Here is a 14,128-nt window from a genome sequence, read left to right on the forward strand (position 1 = left end):
CTATTGGGCGCCTTCCCGGCGCCTAGAGCTTGCGATGCTTGAGCGCAGGCAGGCTTTCACGTACGTATTGTAGACGATGGGGGTCGATGTCGCCGATAACAAGGCCTTCGCCTTCCGGCAGCACGCTGACGATTTCACCCCACGGGTCGATCAGCATGCTGTGGCCCCAGGTGCGGCGACCGTTGATGTGCTTGCCGCCTTGCGCCGACGCCAGGATGTAGCACTGGTTCTCGATGGCTCGCGCACGCAGCAGGGTTTCCCAGTGCGCCTGGCCGGTGGTGTGGGTGAATGCCGCCGGAACCACGATCAGCGCGCAGTCTCCCATGGCCCGGTACAGCTCGGGGAAACGCAGGTCGTAGCAGATCGACAGGCCGACCTTGCCGAACGGCGCGGTGAAGCCCCCGACTTCGTTGCCGAAGACGATGGTGCGCGCTTCGTCATAAGCTTCTTCGCCGCGCACGAAACTGAACAGGTGGATCTTGTCGTAGCGCGCCACGCGGCGACCGGCCGGGTCGTAGACCATCGTCGTGTTGAGCACCTTGTCGGCTTCATCGGAGGCCATCGGCAAGGTGCCGCCGATCAGCCAGACCTTGAACTCGCTGGCCAGCGCCACCATGAAATCCTGAATTTTGCCGACATCGGCCTGTTCGGCGTGCGCAAGCTTGGCTTTTTCGTGCATGCCCATGATGGGCCAGTATTCCGGCAGCAGCACCAATTGCGCTCCCTGCTCTGCGGCTTGTCCGACCAGCCGACGCGCGGCGGCGAAATTCTCTTCGACCTCGGGCGTCGACACCATCTGTATCGCCGCGACTTTGTAAGTTTCACTCATGTCAGCCTCGCTGGAAATCGGTTGCGCCGGAACATGGCGTCATCGGCATGCCGTATGAATATTGTATGAATGTTATTTTGCGGCAGGTTTACTGTTGGCGTCGGCAGTGCGTTCCTGCTTGACGACCAGCGGATCGCTCCAGGACCCGGTTACATTATATTCAAAGGTCAGCGTCTTCATCAGCGGGTTGCGCAGGAACAGTTGCGCCAGGTAAGTGCCGACGCCGACCACCGGATTGATCGCCAGCGCCACCAGCGACGCCGTGCCGAGATTGACTTCCGGGATCACTACCAGGTGCAGGTTCTGGGTTTCCTTGGCGATGTCGGCAGAACCGTTCATCAGCACCGATGCAGCCACGCCGGTCATCTTGAGATTGTCGGTGGTCGCAATGCCCTGCGCAATGGCCGCCGTGCCGACGATGTTGTCGAAGGCAAAGCCCTCGGAAAACACGTCGCGAAAATCCAGTGCAAGGCGACGCGGCAGCGCCTGCAAATTCAGCACGCCGAGCAGCTTGGCCGCACCCGGATCGACCTTGAGGAACTGGCCCGAATGCATGTCCATGTGGATCTGTCCGCTCAGCGTCGGAATATCGAGCGAATACGGCAACCCCTTCCAGCTGACGTCGCCGTCGAGCTGCCCCTTGCCGCCGCGCACCACGCCGACGAAACCGAAGCGCTCCAGCAGCTTGCCGGCATCGTTGATGTCCAGCGCATAGGTCAGGTTGGAAGTATTGTTGCGGCCGAACGCCATCCAGTTGCCGGCGGCGCGCAGCTCGGCGTCGGGATTGATCAGCGTGAGCTTGTTGATGCGCCATTCGCTGCCGACGCTGACGCGCACGTTATTGGCGTTGAGCTCAAGGCGGCCGAGCTTCTTGCCAAACAGGCGGAAGTCTTCCGCCACGATGTCCAGCGCCGGAATGCGGCTGGCACTATTGTTGTCGGCCGCATCGGCGTTATTTTCCAGCAGGTCGGCAGGATCCGTGCCGGCGCCCTTCTGGATGTTCAGCGTGGCCAGGCGCGCCGTGACACGTCCCAGTCCGCGACCGCTGCCCGACTCGCTCCAGGTGGCGTAGCCGGTGGCCTGGTCGGAAGAAATGTTCACCTGCCAGGCCTTGTTCTGATGCGATGCGCCCAGCACGACGTTGTCGAGCTTCTTGCCCATCAGCAGCAATTCACTGGTGCGTCCGGCGATGACGTCAGGCTCGAGATAGGCGCTCAGGCCCGGATCGGGAGCGCCCTCGCTACCGTCGGACTGCTTCAGCATCGCAGAACGGAAGCTCATCCACTGATCGATGTTCATCGATTTGGCGCTGGCGTAAATCGCCAGGCCGCTGTCCGGTTGCGGTGCCGCCTGGCCGAAGCCGATACCGCCGCTCAGCACCTGCCAGTCGGCCTTGCCGGGCGCCTTCTGGCGCAGGTAGCGCGCAGCCAATACCGACCCGAGCGACAGTTTGATTTCATCGCGCTGAAGCAAGGGATCAGCCGATGGCATGCCGATGATTTCAAATTTCAAAGGCCAGCTCTCGCCCGAGGTCTTCTGCATCGGCGCCGGCAAATCCACGGCCAGTCCCTGCAAGCTGGATTCGATGGTGATTTCGGGCAGATGCTGGCGCACGGCGATGGTGGCGGTATAACGCGAAGCGCCGCTCAGGCGACCCAGCAAACGCTGCAGCACCGGCTCGCTGTAGGCCTTGCGCAAGCCGTCGGCGGTAACCGCGCCGTCGACCTTGACCAGCGTCGTACCGTCGCGCTGGGTGCCGCCCGCCACCGTGACCGGCTCATTGAGGAACATGCCCTTGATGCCGTTCAGGTTGAAGCCCTTTTCATTGAACTCCAGCTTGCCGTTGGTGCGGTAGACGGTCGGCAGTCCGGCCATCAGCGCAACGTCGTTGTTCTGGAATTGCAGCGCGCCGTCGACCTTGGCCTCGATCATGTGATGCAACGGCAGCTGGAACTTCAATTGCAGCTTGGCGTTGCCGGTCGCTTGCGTGTCTTCGGTGAAATTGCCGATCCAGTGCGCCACCGGACTGTCCTTCACATACCGCAGGAAATCCGGCATGGCGCCGGCGGCACTGCCGTCGATCTCCAGCGACGATTCGGCATTCAGCAAATCCGGGATGACGGCCTTGACGTCCGACACCGCGACGCCGTGGGTCTTGCCCGAATCGGCCAGGATTTCCAGGCGCGTGCGGTCGATCGTGATGCTGCCCTTGACGTCTTCCAGCAGCGGCCATTCAGGCGACTTGCCGTCCTTGCCGGTATGCGACGGCGCATAGTTGATCTTGAGCTTGTCGAACTTGCCGGACACCTTGAATTCACCCGGATTTTTGCTGCCCGGCTTGATGTTTCGGAACGGGAAGTCGGCCAGGTCTCCGCGCGCGACGATGTCGACATTCGTGGCCTGGCCGTCGAGCAGCGCGCCGCTGATCCAGTCCATCGCCGGCTTGGCCGTGTGCAGCGGCAGGTAGCGCGACAGCTTTTGCAGATCGAAGCGCGACAGCTTGGCTTTCAGGTCGATGACGCCGGGCGACTTGCCTTGCAGCGGCAGCGTGTGGGTGCCGCTCACCGTGCCCGCCGCGCTGTCCTGTGCAAAGTCGAGGCTGTCGACGTGGAACTGCAGGATCTCGTTGTTCTGGATTTCCCAATGGCTTTGCAGATTGAGCTTGTCGAACGGCATGGCTGCATCGGCGAACAATGTCGGCAGTTGCAGCGCAACGTCCTGCGATGCCAGGCTCAGCTTGCCGCCGCGCTCCGTCGCATCAATCTGCCCATCCAGGTTGGCAAAGCCGGGAATCGCCGGCGCGCCGGCGCGCGCGGCTTGCGTCGCGGTCTTGGGCTGGGCCAGGCGAGCCGCCTGCGGCTGCATGCCGAGGCCGCTGAAGGCGCCACGCAGGCGATAGGCGCGCACCTCGGGATAGCTGCCCTCCCATTGCACCGAGAAATCCTTGAGCTGACCATGCGGCGCCAGATCGGCGAGCAGTTTGTGCTGTGACGTCGTCAGTGGCAGGCGGCTGCCGAGGTCGGAAAGGATGGCGAGGTCGAGCAACTTCGCTTCCACCGTCATTTTTTCAGGACGGAAACGCGTGGCCGGTTCGAACACTTCGGAAATCGTGGTCGGCGGCAGCGCGAAGCCGTCATCGGTCTCCAGCGAGAAATTGCTCAGCGTCAGCTTGTGCCCGTTGGCGCCGAAGGTCGGGATGCCGTCCTGCAGATCGGGGGAGTAAATCTCGCTGCCGGAGACGCGGCCGCTGACACGCGCCAGTTGCAGCGGTTCGAGTTTCTTGTCCAGCCGCGCCGACAGATTGCTCAGACTGAGGTCGGCGGTGAAGTTGGCGATCTTGGTGTGATCCAGGTCCAGCCAGGCGCGCACCGAGCCGCGCCCCTGGCTCAGCTCCAGCGGATAGTCGACATAGGCTTTCCAGACTGCAAGATCGGTATTGCGCACGTCGGCGTACAAGGTGCCTTTCCAACGCGTCACGTCGGAAATTTTGCTGGCGAAACTGGGATGGTAAAAATTTGCGCGTACATCGAGCGGCGCCGCATAGTCGGCCGGCGGCGTCGCCTTCAGCGCCATCTGGTGCAGGCGCCACTGGTTGTGCAGCACCAGGTCGACCTTGTCGAGCGCCAGTTCCGGTGCCCCGCGCTTGTCGTCGCGCCAACGGATCTTGCCGTCGCGGATGACGACTTCGCGTTGCGACAGCAGCCAGTCGGCGCCGGCGCTGTTGTCCTTGCCGCTGGAGGCCGGCAGGCCGGCGACGAAGAACTTGCCGTCGGCGTCGCGCAATATGGAAAGATCGGGCCGCAAGATGGTCAAATTGTCGAAGCGCAACTCGCCCACCAGCACCGTGGTCCAGGACAATGTGGCGAAAACCTTGGGCAAGGTCAGCGCCGCCTGTCCGGCGCTGTCGTGGATCACGACTTCGCTCAGTTCCAGCTGCGGCCGCAGCCCGCTCCAGGAGGCGTCGATGTCGGCGATGGTGACCGGACGACCGACGGCGCGGGTGGCGATCTTTTCGATGTCGCCCTTGTAGCTGTCGATCTCGGGCAGGATGCCGTAGCGCAGCGTCAGGAACAGCGCGCAAAACACGAAGTAAGCCAGCACCAGCAGCTTGAAGACAAACCCGATGACGCGGCGCGTGGCGCTGCTCAGATGGCAATACGCACCTTTGGCCGCACCCCACGCATTACGCCAGGCGGCAGCGCGGCGGCCGGTCGGCGGAATGGCGTCGTGTTGGTCTTCGGACATCAGGGGCAAGAGGAAAAACTCACGGTAGAATGAAACAAGCGTCGTAGCCCAGCATCATCGCATGGAAGCGTGGTTTGACCTAGAGGACGGCGGCCCGTTTTCATGGAGGAAAACCCCGGCTTTACCATCTTTAACCTCGTATTCAACCCGATATCCTGACAATTTGTGACTAACTCCCTTCTCGACAGCATGACGGCCTCCCGGTTCCTGGCCCGTTGGGCCAATGCCGATGCGGCGCGCCCCGCCCAACTGGCGGAATTTTCGCAATTATCCCTGAACCGTGCGGTTTTCGAGCGCGTTTTACAACATGACATGAGTACCGCCCGGGCGCCGGAGACAGGTGCGGCGGCGCTCAACGGCCCGATGCGGCGCTTGCGCAACCTGGTCGTCTGCACGCTGATCGAACGCGATCTCAGCGGCAAGGCCGATCTGGCCGAAGTGGTCAGAACCATGAGCGAATTCGCCGACTTCGCCGTCCAGACCCATCTGCAGGCGCTGATGCAGGAGCTGACCGCGCTGTACGGCATGCCGATCGGCGAAGAGTCCGGCAACCACCAGGAAATGATCGTCCTCGGCATGGGCAAGCTCGGCGGCGGCGAACTCAACGTCTCCTCCGACATCGATCTCATCTTCGTTTATCCCGAAGATGGCGACACGCTGGCCGACCAGGCCGGCCAACGCTCGCTGTCGAACCATGAATTCTTCATCCGGCTGGGCAAGAAACTGATCGCCGCCCTGTCCGAGATCACCGCCGACGGCTTCACCTTCCGCGTCGACATGGCGCTGCGCCCCAACGGCGCCTCCGGCCCGCTGGTGGCCAGCCACAACATGGTCGAGGAATACCTGATCCGCCAGGGCCGCGAATGGGAACGCTACGCCTGGACCAAGGCGCGCGCGCTGACCGGCAAGGACTGCGACATCGCCGCGCTGGAAGCCATCAGCCATCCCTTCATCTATCGCCGCTACCTTGACTTCGGCTCGATCGATGCGCTGCGCTCGATGCACGCGCAGATCCGCGCCGAGGTCAAACGCCAGGAGTCGCTGCACCCGGAACGCAGCAACAACGTCAAGCTGGGTCGCGGCGGCATCCGCGAAATCGAATTCACCAGCCAGGTGTTCCAGCTGATCCGCGGCGGCCGCGATCCGGAATTGCGCGACCGCTCGACCCGTGTCACGCTGCGCACCCTGGCCGACAAGAATCTGCTGGAGCCGGACGTGGTCGAGCAATTGCTGGAGGCGTACACCTTCCTGCGCAATCTTGAACATCGCCTGCAATACCTGGAAGACGCGCAAACCCACACGCTGCCGGTCAACGGCAGCGACCAGCTGATTGTCGCGCAGATGATGGGCTACACCGACGTCGCCGCATTGCTGGCCGAACTGGAACGCCACCGCCGCATCGTGGCCGGCCAATTCGACACCATTTTCAGTGACAAGCAAGGCGCCAACAACACCGACGACCGCGCCGACTCGGAGGGCGACGGCGCCGTCTGCGAACTCAACGACGGCGAGAGCGCCGAGTCGATTGCCGATACGCTCACGCTGCTCGGCTACGACGATGTCGACGGCGCCACCCAGCGCGTGCTGGCGACGCTGCAATCGCCACGCCTGCAATCGCTGCCGGAAACCAGCCGCACGCGCCTGATGACGCTGATCAACGCCGCGTTGCCGATCATCGGCGCGATGCCGGACAAGCGCCTGCCGACCTTGCGCCGGCTGCTCGATTTCTTCGAAGCGATTGCACGCCGCGCCGCTTACCTGGCGCTGCTGACCGAATACCCGCATGCGCTCACACGCCTGATCCGCATGATGGCCGCCAGCGACTGGGCTGCCAAATACCTGACCCAGCATCCCATCCTGCTCGACGAATTGCTCGACGACCGCAACCTCAAGGCGCCGCCCGACTGGCCGGCGTTCGCCCAGGATTGCCAGCGCCAGCTCGACACCGCGCCGGGCGACACCGAGCGCCAGATGGATATCCTGCGCGAAGTCCATCACGCCCAATTGTTCCGCTTGCTGGCGCAGGATCTGGAAGGCGACCTGAGCGTAGAGCGTCTGGCCGATCACCTGTCGGCATTGGCGGACATCCTGGTCGCCGCCACCATCCAGGCGGTCTGGCAGACCGTCGCCAACCGCCATCGCGACGTGCCGCAATTCACCGTGATCGCCTATGGCAAGCTGGGCGGGAAGGAACTCGGCTATGTGTCCGACCTCGACGTGGTCTTTCTCTATGACGATGACGACCAGGAAGCGCCCGGCCTGTACGCCAAGCTGGCGCAGCGCTTCATCACCTGGATGACTTCGCATACGCCGGCCGGCACGCTGTTCGACATCGACATCGCGCTGCGCCCGGACGGCGCCAGCGGCTTGCTGGTGTCGTCGTTTGCGACCTTCGAAAAATACCAGCGCACCTCAGCCTGGGTGTGGGAACACCAGGCGCTGACGCGGGCGCGCTATTGCGCCGGCGACACCGGCATCGGCAATCGTTTCGAAGCCTTGCGCGAAGACTTGCTGCGGCAGGAACGCGACCCGCAAAAGCTGACTCAGGAAGTACTCGGCATGCGCATGAAGATGCACCAGGCGCATCCCAATCCCAGCACGCTGTTCGACCTCAAGCATGACGACGGCGGCATGATCGACATCGAGTTCCTGGTGCAATTCCTGGTGCTGCGCTACGCCTCGCAATACCAGCAGCTGACCGGCGACATCGGCAACATCGCGCTGCTCAAGATGTGCGGTTCGCTGGGACTGATCGACGCTGCGCTGGCCGATGAAGTGGCCAATGCCTATCGCCTGTTCCGCAAACTGCAGCATCAGATCCGTCTGCGCGGCGAAGAGCGCGCACGCACGCCGATCGAACGCGTGCAAAAGGAAAGCGACAGCGTCAAGCGCTTGTGGCTGGAAGTGTTCGGGGGATGAGGGGGTTGAAGCTGGAGGTGCAGCCGGAGCAGGACGGACCGGCTGCAAAAATTCAGACGACCGGCTTGACCGCAACCAGGTTGATCAGGGTTTCTTCGCGCACGGCGTTGGGCTTGATGCGCAGCACGCGCTCCATCAGGCCCAGGTCTTCGCGGCTCCACCACAGGTAAGGATAGGAAATCGACTGCGGCGCCACCTGAAAGCCGGCGCTGCGCACCAGCGCCAGGTATTCGCCGGCGGTCTTCTGCACTTCCATCGGATGGCGGAACAGCAAGCGGATCATCCACGAATGGATGTAGCGTTTGGTCGACTCCGCGAACAACAAGACGCCGCCCGGCTTGAGCACGCGGAAAAATTCCTGGATCGCCTCTTCCTGCTCGATCAGGTGATGGAAGGTCTGGTGGCAGAACAGCAGATCGACGCTATTGTCTTCCAGCGTCATGTGCGAGCTTGAACACTGGATGAATTCGGCGCGGATGCCGGCGCCGGCGACTTCTTTCGCGGACGCCTCCAGCATGGCGGAATCGATGTCCATGCCGATCAGCCGCTGCGGCGCGAAACGCGCATGCAGCTTCGTGAGCGACCGGCCCCAGCCGCAACCGACGTCGGCCACCACCGGATACGACGCACGCCGCTCCGGGATCAGCGGCTCGAGATCCTTGAAGGCGCGCTCCAATACATGCAAGGTCCAGGTATGGGTTTGCAGGAACCAGATGCCGAAGGCGGTCTCGGGGACGTGGGGATAGCTGTGCGGCGATTTGACGATCAGGGGAGCGTTCATATTCTTGTGGTCTTGCGTGACGAGCGAGCATGATGCCCTGCCTTGCCGGGAAATGCAAAACCTGCGCCCACATTCCCGGGAGAATGCCAGTCGCCGCGGCAAGCCGCTGTCGGGCGCTATCCGCGCTTAACCGGCGTCCCGCAAGGCCGCGCCAAAACGCTGCACGCGCGGCAGATAGTGACGTTGCGGATCAAGCGAAAACATCACGCGGCTCACGCGGCCGGTCAGCAAGGCGCGCGGCACGAAACCGATATAACGCGAATCCTTGCTGTCGTCACGGTTGTCGCCCAGCACCAGGTATTCCCCTGCCGGCACGGTCATCGGGCCGAAGCTGCGCAAGGCCATGCGCTCGGGCAGCAGCATCACGCCGTGCGCCATGGCCGGCAGGCTTTCCGTGACGATCATCTGGCGTCCTTCATAATCGGGCATGCGGTGCGAGGCCGGTGCGGCCGCTGCAGCATCATAGGACATCGGCGCACCGTTGATGACCAGTTGCTCGTCGCGCATTTCAATGATGTCGCCGGGCAGTCCGATCAGGCGCTTGACCAGGCGGGTGCCGTCTTGCGGCGAACTGAAGGTAACGATGTCGCCGCGCTGCGGATCGGCGATGCGGCCGACCACGATATCGGTGAACGGCAGCTTGACGTCATAGGCCAGGCGATTCGAAATGATGCGGTCGCCGATCAGCAGCGTCGGGTACATCGACGCCGACGGCACGCCATACCAGTCCGCCACGGCGCTGCGGATCAGCAGCATGCCGAGCAGAAAGCACAGGAAGCCCTTGTTGGCGGAAATCAGTTTCTTGATCGCTTGCATGTCGCTCATTCCATGAAAAACGCCCCGACTGGCGGGGCGCGTTGTCAACCTTGAACTGCTTGCTGCAGGTCGGCGCGCGGCGAATCGATACCTGCAATCCGATTCGCTCCAGCCGCCCAGTCTACTTACTTTTTGCTCGAGCTGCTGTCGTCGCGATCGCGATTGCTACGGCTGCTGCGGCTGCTGCGGTCGCTGTCGCCTCCGCCGCCGTCCTTGCTCTTGCTATCCTTGCTCTTGCTGTCTTTAGTATCCTTGCTGTCCTTGCCATCTTTCTCGGCCTTCTCGCGCTCACGGCGCTCGCGGCGTGCGGTGCGGTCGTCCTTGGGCGCTTCCTTGGCCGTGTCGGCTTCGGTTTTCTCAGGCATCGGCGGCGGCACGATGGTCTGGATGTTCTTGGCCGCCATGTATTCGTGCATGTCCTTCCAGCCGGCAAAAATACCCGCCTTCAGCTTGTCGGGATTGCGCTGGTAGCAATCTTCCAGGCTCTGGCCTGCCTGACGGCAGCCGGCGCCCAGCGCGATGCCTTCGGCCTTGGCTTCTTCGGGCGTCTGCTTGGGTTTGGTGAAGCTGGCGACATAGTCGCAGCCGCCGAGCGTCAGGCTCAGGGCCAGCATGGCAATCAGCTTGACGCCGTGGCTACGCAAAATCGGTGTTGAAGAAGGTGACGACATTACAGCCCTCGATTAATTATTGTTAAATCGTCAATAAAAAAGGCTATCGCAAAACGGATTTGCAACAGCCTTTCCAGAACACATCGTCTGGTTATTGATCCGCCCAAGATATTTTCTTAGACATCGCCTGACAAGCATGCGAAGAAAAGAAGCCAAATTAGGCCGGATCAATCAAAAATGACGGTTTGAGACCGATTATTTTGCCGAAACCAGTGCGACTGTGGTGTCCAGCATGCGGTTCGAGAAGCCCCACTCGTTGTCATACCACGACGAAACCTTGACCAGACGACCGGAAACCTTGGTCAGTGTCGAGTCGAAGTTCGACGATGCCGGGTTGTGGTTGAAGTCGACCGACACCAGCGGTTCGGTGTTGTAAGTCAGGATGCCCTTGAGCGGACCGGCTTCGGAAGCGGCCTTCATGATGGCGTTGACTTCGTCCACAGTCGTGTCGCGCGCGGCGATGAACGACAGGTCGACGATCGAGACGTTGATGGTCGGCACGCGGATCGCGTAGCCGTCCAGCTTGCCGTTCAGTTCAGGCAGCACCAGGCCGACTGCGGAAGCGGCGCCGGTCTTGGCCGGGATCATCGACTGGGTAGCCGAACGTGCGCGGCGCAGGTCTTCGTGATAGACGTCGGTCAGGACCTGGTCGTTGGTGTAGGCGTGGACGGTGGTCATCAGGCCGTTGACCAGGCCGATCTTCTCGTGCAGCGGCTGGACCAGCGGCGCCAGGCAGTTGGTGGTGCACGATGCGTTGGAGATCACGGTGTCGGTGGCCTTCAGCACGCCGTCATTGACGCCGAACACGACAGTCGCGTCGACATCCTTGCCGCCTGGTGCGGAGATGATGACTTTCTTGGCGCCGCCCTTCAGGTGGGCGCTGGCCTTTTCCTTGGTGGTGAAGAAGCCGGTGCATTCCAGCACGACGTCAACCTTCAGTTCGCCCCATGGCAGTTCTGCCGGATTGCGTTGCGCCAGCACCTTGATGCGGTCGCCGTTGACGACGATGGAATCGCCGTCGACAGTCACAGTGCCCGGGAACTTGCCGTGGGTGGTGTCGTATTGGGTCAGGTGGGCATTGGTCTTCGGATCGCCGAGGTCGTTGATCGCCACGATCTGGATGTCGTGTTTCTTGCCGCCTTCGTAATGAGCGCGGAGGATGTTGCGGCCGATGCGGCCATAGCCATTGATTGCGACGCGGATAGTCATGTTTTCTCCTTAAGAAACAGTAGTAATTCTGCCGATGGATTGGATGTCGCGCCAGCCATAGGCGACTTCGATCAAATCCAGTTCATCCCACTTGAAGGTCTGCTGGGCCAGCAATTGCGCATCGAGGTGCGCGTAAAAGTCGCGCGCCTTGCTGTTTTTCGCCAGCACCCAGACCAGCATGTTGGGCGCACCTGCAGCGGCCAGTGTTGCCGCCACTTCGCTCAGCAGGCGGCGGCCGATGCCGGCGCGCTGAGCGGAGGGTAAAACGTACAAAGCCGTCAGTTCGGCATCGAAATCGAGCTTGCGTTCCGCCAGCGTGATGCCGGCGGCGAAACCGACCAGTTCACCTTCAACTTCCGCCACGAAGGTGCAGGCCGCATCGGATCCGGCGCTCAGCACGCGCGTCCACATGTGCGTGCTGTCGTCCACCTTCATGCCGTCCAGATAGCTATCCGGAATCATGCCGCGATAGGCGGCACGCCAGCTGTCGATGCGTACCTGAGCGATCAGGGCGGCATCATCGACCGTCGCGCGCCGGACCGTTACCGGACCGACGACGTTGGTGATGTCCTGCCCCTGAACCTTGCCGCTCAGACTCATGCCAGGACAGCCTTGGCCTTGGCGACGACGTTCTCGACGGTGAAGCCGAAATGCTTGAACAGCACGCCGGCCGGAGCCGATTCGCCGAAGGTGTCGATACCGACCACGGCGCCTTCCAGGCCGACATATTTATGCCAAGTCGACGTCACGCCGGCTTCGATCGCGACGCGCGGCACGCCGCGCTGCAGCACGCTGGCCTTGTAGGCTGCATCCTGGCGATCGAACACGTCGGTGCTCGGCATCGACACGATGCGCGCCGGGATGCCCTGCACCGCCAGTTCGTCGGCCGCCTTGACCGCCAGTTCGATTTCCGAACCAGTGGCGATCAGGATGACCTTGGCGTCCTTGGCTTCTCTGAGGATGTAGCCGCCGCGCTTGATGTCGGCGACTTGCTGAGGCGTACGCTCCTGGAACGGCAGGTTCTGACGCGAGAAGATCAAGGTGCTCGGACCGTCGTTGCGCTTGACCGACTGCTCCCATGCCACGGCCGATTCGACCGTGTCGCATGGACGCCAGTTGTCCAGATTCGGGATCAGGCGCAGGCTGGAAACGTGCTCGACCGATTGATGGGTCGGGCCGTCTTCGCCCAGGCCGATGGAATCATGCGTGAACACGAACAGCGCGCGCAGCTTCATCAGCGCGGCCATGCGCAAGGCATTGCGGCTGTAATCGGAGAAGGTCAGGAAGGTCGCGCCGAACGGGATGTAGCCGCCATGCAGGGCGATGCCGTTCATGATCGCGCTCATGCCGAATTCGCGCACGCCATAGTTGATGTGGTTGCCGGCGACATCGGCGCGCACGGCCACCGATTCTTTCCAGTTGGTCAGGTTGGAGCCGGTCAGGTCGGCCGAACCGCCGAGGAATTCAGGCAGCACTTGCGCGTAAGCCTGGATCGCGTTCTGGCTGGCCTTGCGGGTGGCGATGGTTTCTTTCTTGTCGATGGTGCTGGCGATGTAAGCCTGCACCGCTGCGTCGAAACCGGCCGGCAGCTCGCCCTTCAGGCGGCGCACCAGTTCGGCGGCTTCGGTCGGGTACTTGGCCTGGTAAGCCTGGTACAGCTTGTTCCAGTCGGCTTCCAATTGCTGGCCTTGGACCTTGCCATCCCACGCGGAATAGATGTCGGCAGGGATTTCAAATGGCGCCGAAGTCCAGCCCAGCGCTTCGCGCACTGCCGCGACTTCCTTGTCGCCCAGCGCCGCGCCGTGGACCTTGTCGGTGCCGGCCAGGTTCGGCGAACCCTTGCCGATCACGGTCTTGCAGCAGATCAGGGTCGGCTTGTCGGCCAGCTTGGCTTGATGGATGGCGGAATTGACCGCTTCGACGTTGTGACCGTCGACAGCAGGGATGACGTTCCAGCCGTAGGCTTCGAAGCGCTTCGGGGTGTCGTCCTTGAACCAGCCTTCGACCTTGCCGTCAATGGAGATGCCGTTGTCGTCGTACAGCACGATCAGCTTCGACAGGCGCAGCGTACCGGCCAGCGAGCAGGCTTCGTGCGAGATGCCTTCCATCAGGCAGCCGTCGCCGACGAAAGCGTAAGTGTAGTGATCAACCACCGCCAGATCCGGCTTGTTGAATTCTGCAGCCAGCAGCTTTTCAGCCAGCGCCATGCCGACGGCGTTGGTGATGCCCTGACCCAGCGGACCGGTGGTGGTCTCCACGCCTGGGGTGACGTGGACTTCCGGATGGCCGGCGGTCTTGGAATGCAGTTGGCGGAAATTCTTGATCTCGTCCATCGACAGGTCGTAACCGGTCAGGTGCAGCAAGGCGTATTGCAGCATCGAGCCGTGGCCGTTGGACAGCACGAAGCGGTCGCGGTTGGCCCATTGCGGATTGGTCGGGTTGTGGCGATAGTGCTTGGCCCACAATGCGACTGCGATTTCCGCCATCCCCATCGGCGCGCCTGGGTGTCCTGAGTTTGCTTTTTGTACTGCGTCCATTGCCAGCGCGCGGATCGCGTTGGCCATCTTGTCGGTAGGGAGTGTGGAAGTCATGTCGATGTCAAAGAGTTGCGGATTGCGGTCGAACTACGTCGTTACGAACAATTCGGACTACTTACGT

The 14,128-nt window shown here is 62.2% G+C and carries 9 protein-coding genes; 1 reads left to right on the forward strand and 8 read right to left on the reverse strand.

The genetic code is table 11. The features are described 5' to 3' along the window. Positions 1-22: 22 nt before the first annotated feature. A complete protein-coding gene (locus tag E4P32_RS14595) occupies positions 23-829 on the reverse strand; it encodes a carbon-nitrogen hydrolase family protein (RefSeq protein WP_116435093.1) in 807 nt (268 codons plus the stop codon). Positions 830-901: 72 nt separating this feature from the next. Beyond that, complete coding sequence (locus E4P32_RS14600) at positions 902-5,074, reverse strand: YhdP family protein (RefSeq protein ID WP_116435092.1); 4,173 nt, start codon at positions 5,072-5,074, stop codon at positions 902-904. A gap of 165 nt (positions 5,075-5,239) precedes the next feature. On the opposite strand from E4P32_RS14600, the gene glnE reads away from it, so the two are divergent. Continuing rightward, positions 5,240-7,993, forward strand: coding sequence for a bifunctional [glutamate--ammonia ligase]-adenylyl-L-tyrosine phosphorylase/[glutamate--ammonia-ligase] adenylyltransferase (gene glnE, locus E4P32_RS14605; protein ID WP_255419425.1), 2,754 nt, complete (start codon positions 5,240-5,242; stop codon positions 7,991-7,993). A gap of 52 nt (positions 7,994-8,045) precedes the next feature. On the opposite strand, the gene E4P32_RS14610 is transcribed toward glnE, so the two are convergent. From E4P32_RS14610 to tkt, 6 genes are all read right to left on the reverse strand, one after another. After that, a complete protein-coding gene (locus E4P32_RS14610; protein WP_116435090.1) occupies positions 8,046-8,774 on the reverse strand; it encodes a class I SAM-dependent methyltransferase in 729 nt (242 codons plus the stop codon). 126 nt (positions 8,775-8,900) lie between these two features. Next, entirely contained in the window at positions 8,901-9,590 is a 690-nt protein-coding gene (lepB, locus tag E4P32_RS14615) for a signal peptidase I (RefSeq protein ID WP_116435337.1), read from the reverse strand. Positions 9,591-9,715: 125 nt separating this feature from the next. After that, the gene (locus tag E4P32_RS14620; protein ID WP_116435336.1) at positions 9,716-10,204 is read right to left on the reverse strand and encodes a hypothetical protein; all 489 of its coding nucleotides are present in this window, start codon (positions 10,202-10,204) and stop codon (positions 9,716-9,718) included. A gap of 252 nt (positions 10,205-10,456) precedes the next feature. Beyond that, a complete protein-coding gene (gene gap / locus E4P32_RS14625) occupies positions 10,457-11,470 on the reverse strand; it encodes a type I glyceraldehyde-3-phosphate dehydrogenase (RefSeq protein WP_016832950.1) in 1,014 nt (337 codons plus the stop codon). 9 nt (positions 11,471-11,479) lie between these two features. Further along, entirely contained in the window at positions 11,480-12,070 is a 591-nt protein-coding gene (locus E4P32_RS14630) for a GNAT family N-acetyltransferase (RefSeq protein WP_116435089.1), read from the reverse strand. After that, entirely contained in the window at positions 12,067-14,061 is a 1,995-nt protein-coding gene (gene tkt, locus E4P32_RS14635; RefSeq protein WP_116435088.1) for a transketolase, read from the reverse strand. Before tkt ends, E4P32_RS14630 begins: the two co-directional genes overlap by 4 nt. Positions 14,062-14,128 lie beyond the last annotated feature (67 nt).

Origin of the sequence: Herbaspirillum sp. 3R11 (assembly GCF_004563925.1) — a bacterium.
In the GTDB taxonomy this organism is placed as follows: domain Bacteria; phylum Pseudomonadota; class Gammaproteobacteria; order Burkholderiales; family Burkholderiaceae_D; genus Herbaspirillum.

Coding starts and splice junctions, on each gene's coding strand:
- E4P32_RS14595 (WP_116435093.1), bottom strand. CDS start 829: ATGAGTGAAACTTACAAAGTCGCGGCGATACAGATGGTGTCGACGCCC.
- E4P32_RS14600 (WP_116435092.1), bottom strand. CDS start 5,074: ATGTCCGAAGACCAACACGACGCCATTCCGCCGACCGGCCGCCGCGCT.
- E4P32_RS14610 (WP_116435090.1), bottom strand. CDS start 8,774: ATGAACGCTCCCCTGATCGTCAAATCGCCGCACAGCTATCCCCACGTC.
- lepB (WP_116435337.1), bottom strand. CDS start 9,590: ATGCAAGCGATCAAGAAACTGATTTCCGCCAACAAGGGCTTCCTGTGC.
- E4P32_RS14620 (WP_116435336.1), bottom strand. CDS start 10,204: ATGCTGGCCCTGAGCCTGACGCTCGGCGGCTGCGACTATGTCGCCAGC.
- gap (WP_016832950.1), bottom strand. CDS start 11,470: ATGACTATCCGCGTCGCAATCAATGGCTATGGCCGCATCGGCCGCAAC.
- E4P32_RS14630 (WP_116435089.1), bottom strand. CDS start 12,070: ATGAGTCTGAGCGGCAAGGTTCAGGGGCAGGACATCACCAACGTCGTC.
- tkt (WP_116435088.1), bottom strand. CDS start 14,061: ATGACTTCCACACTCCCTACCGACAAGATGGCCAACGCGATCCGCGCG.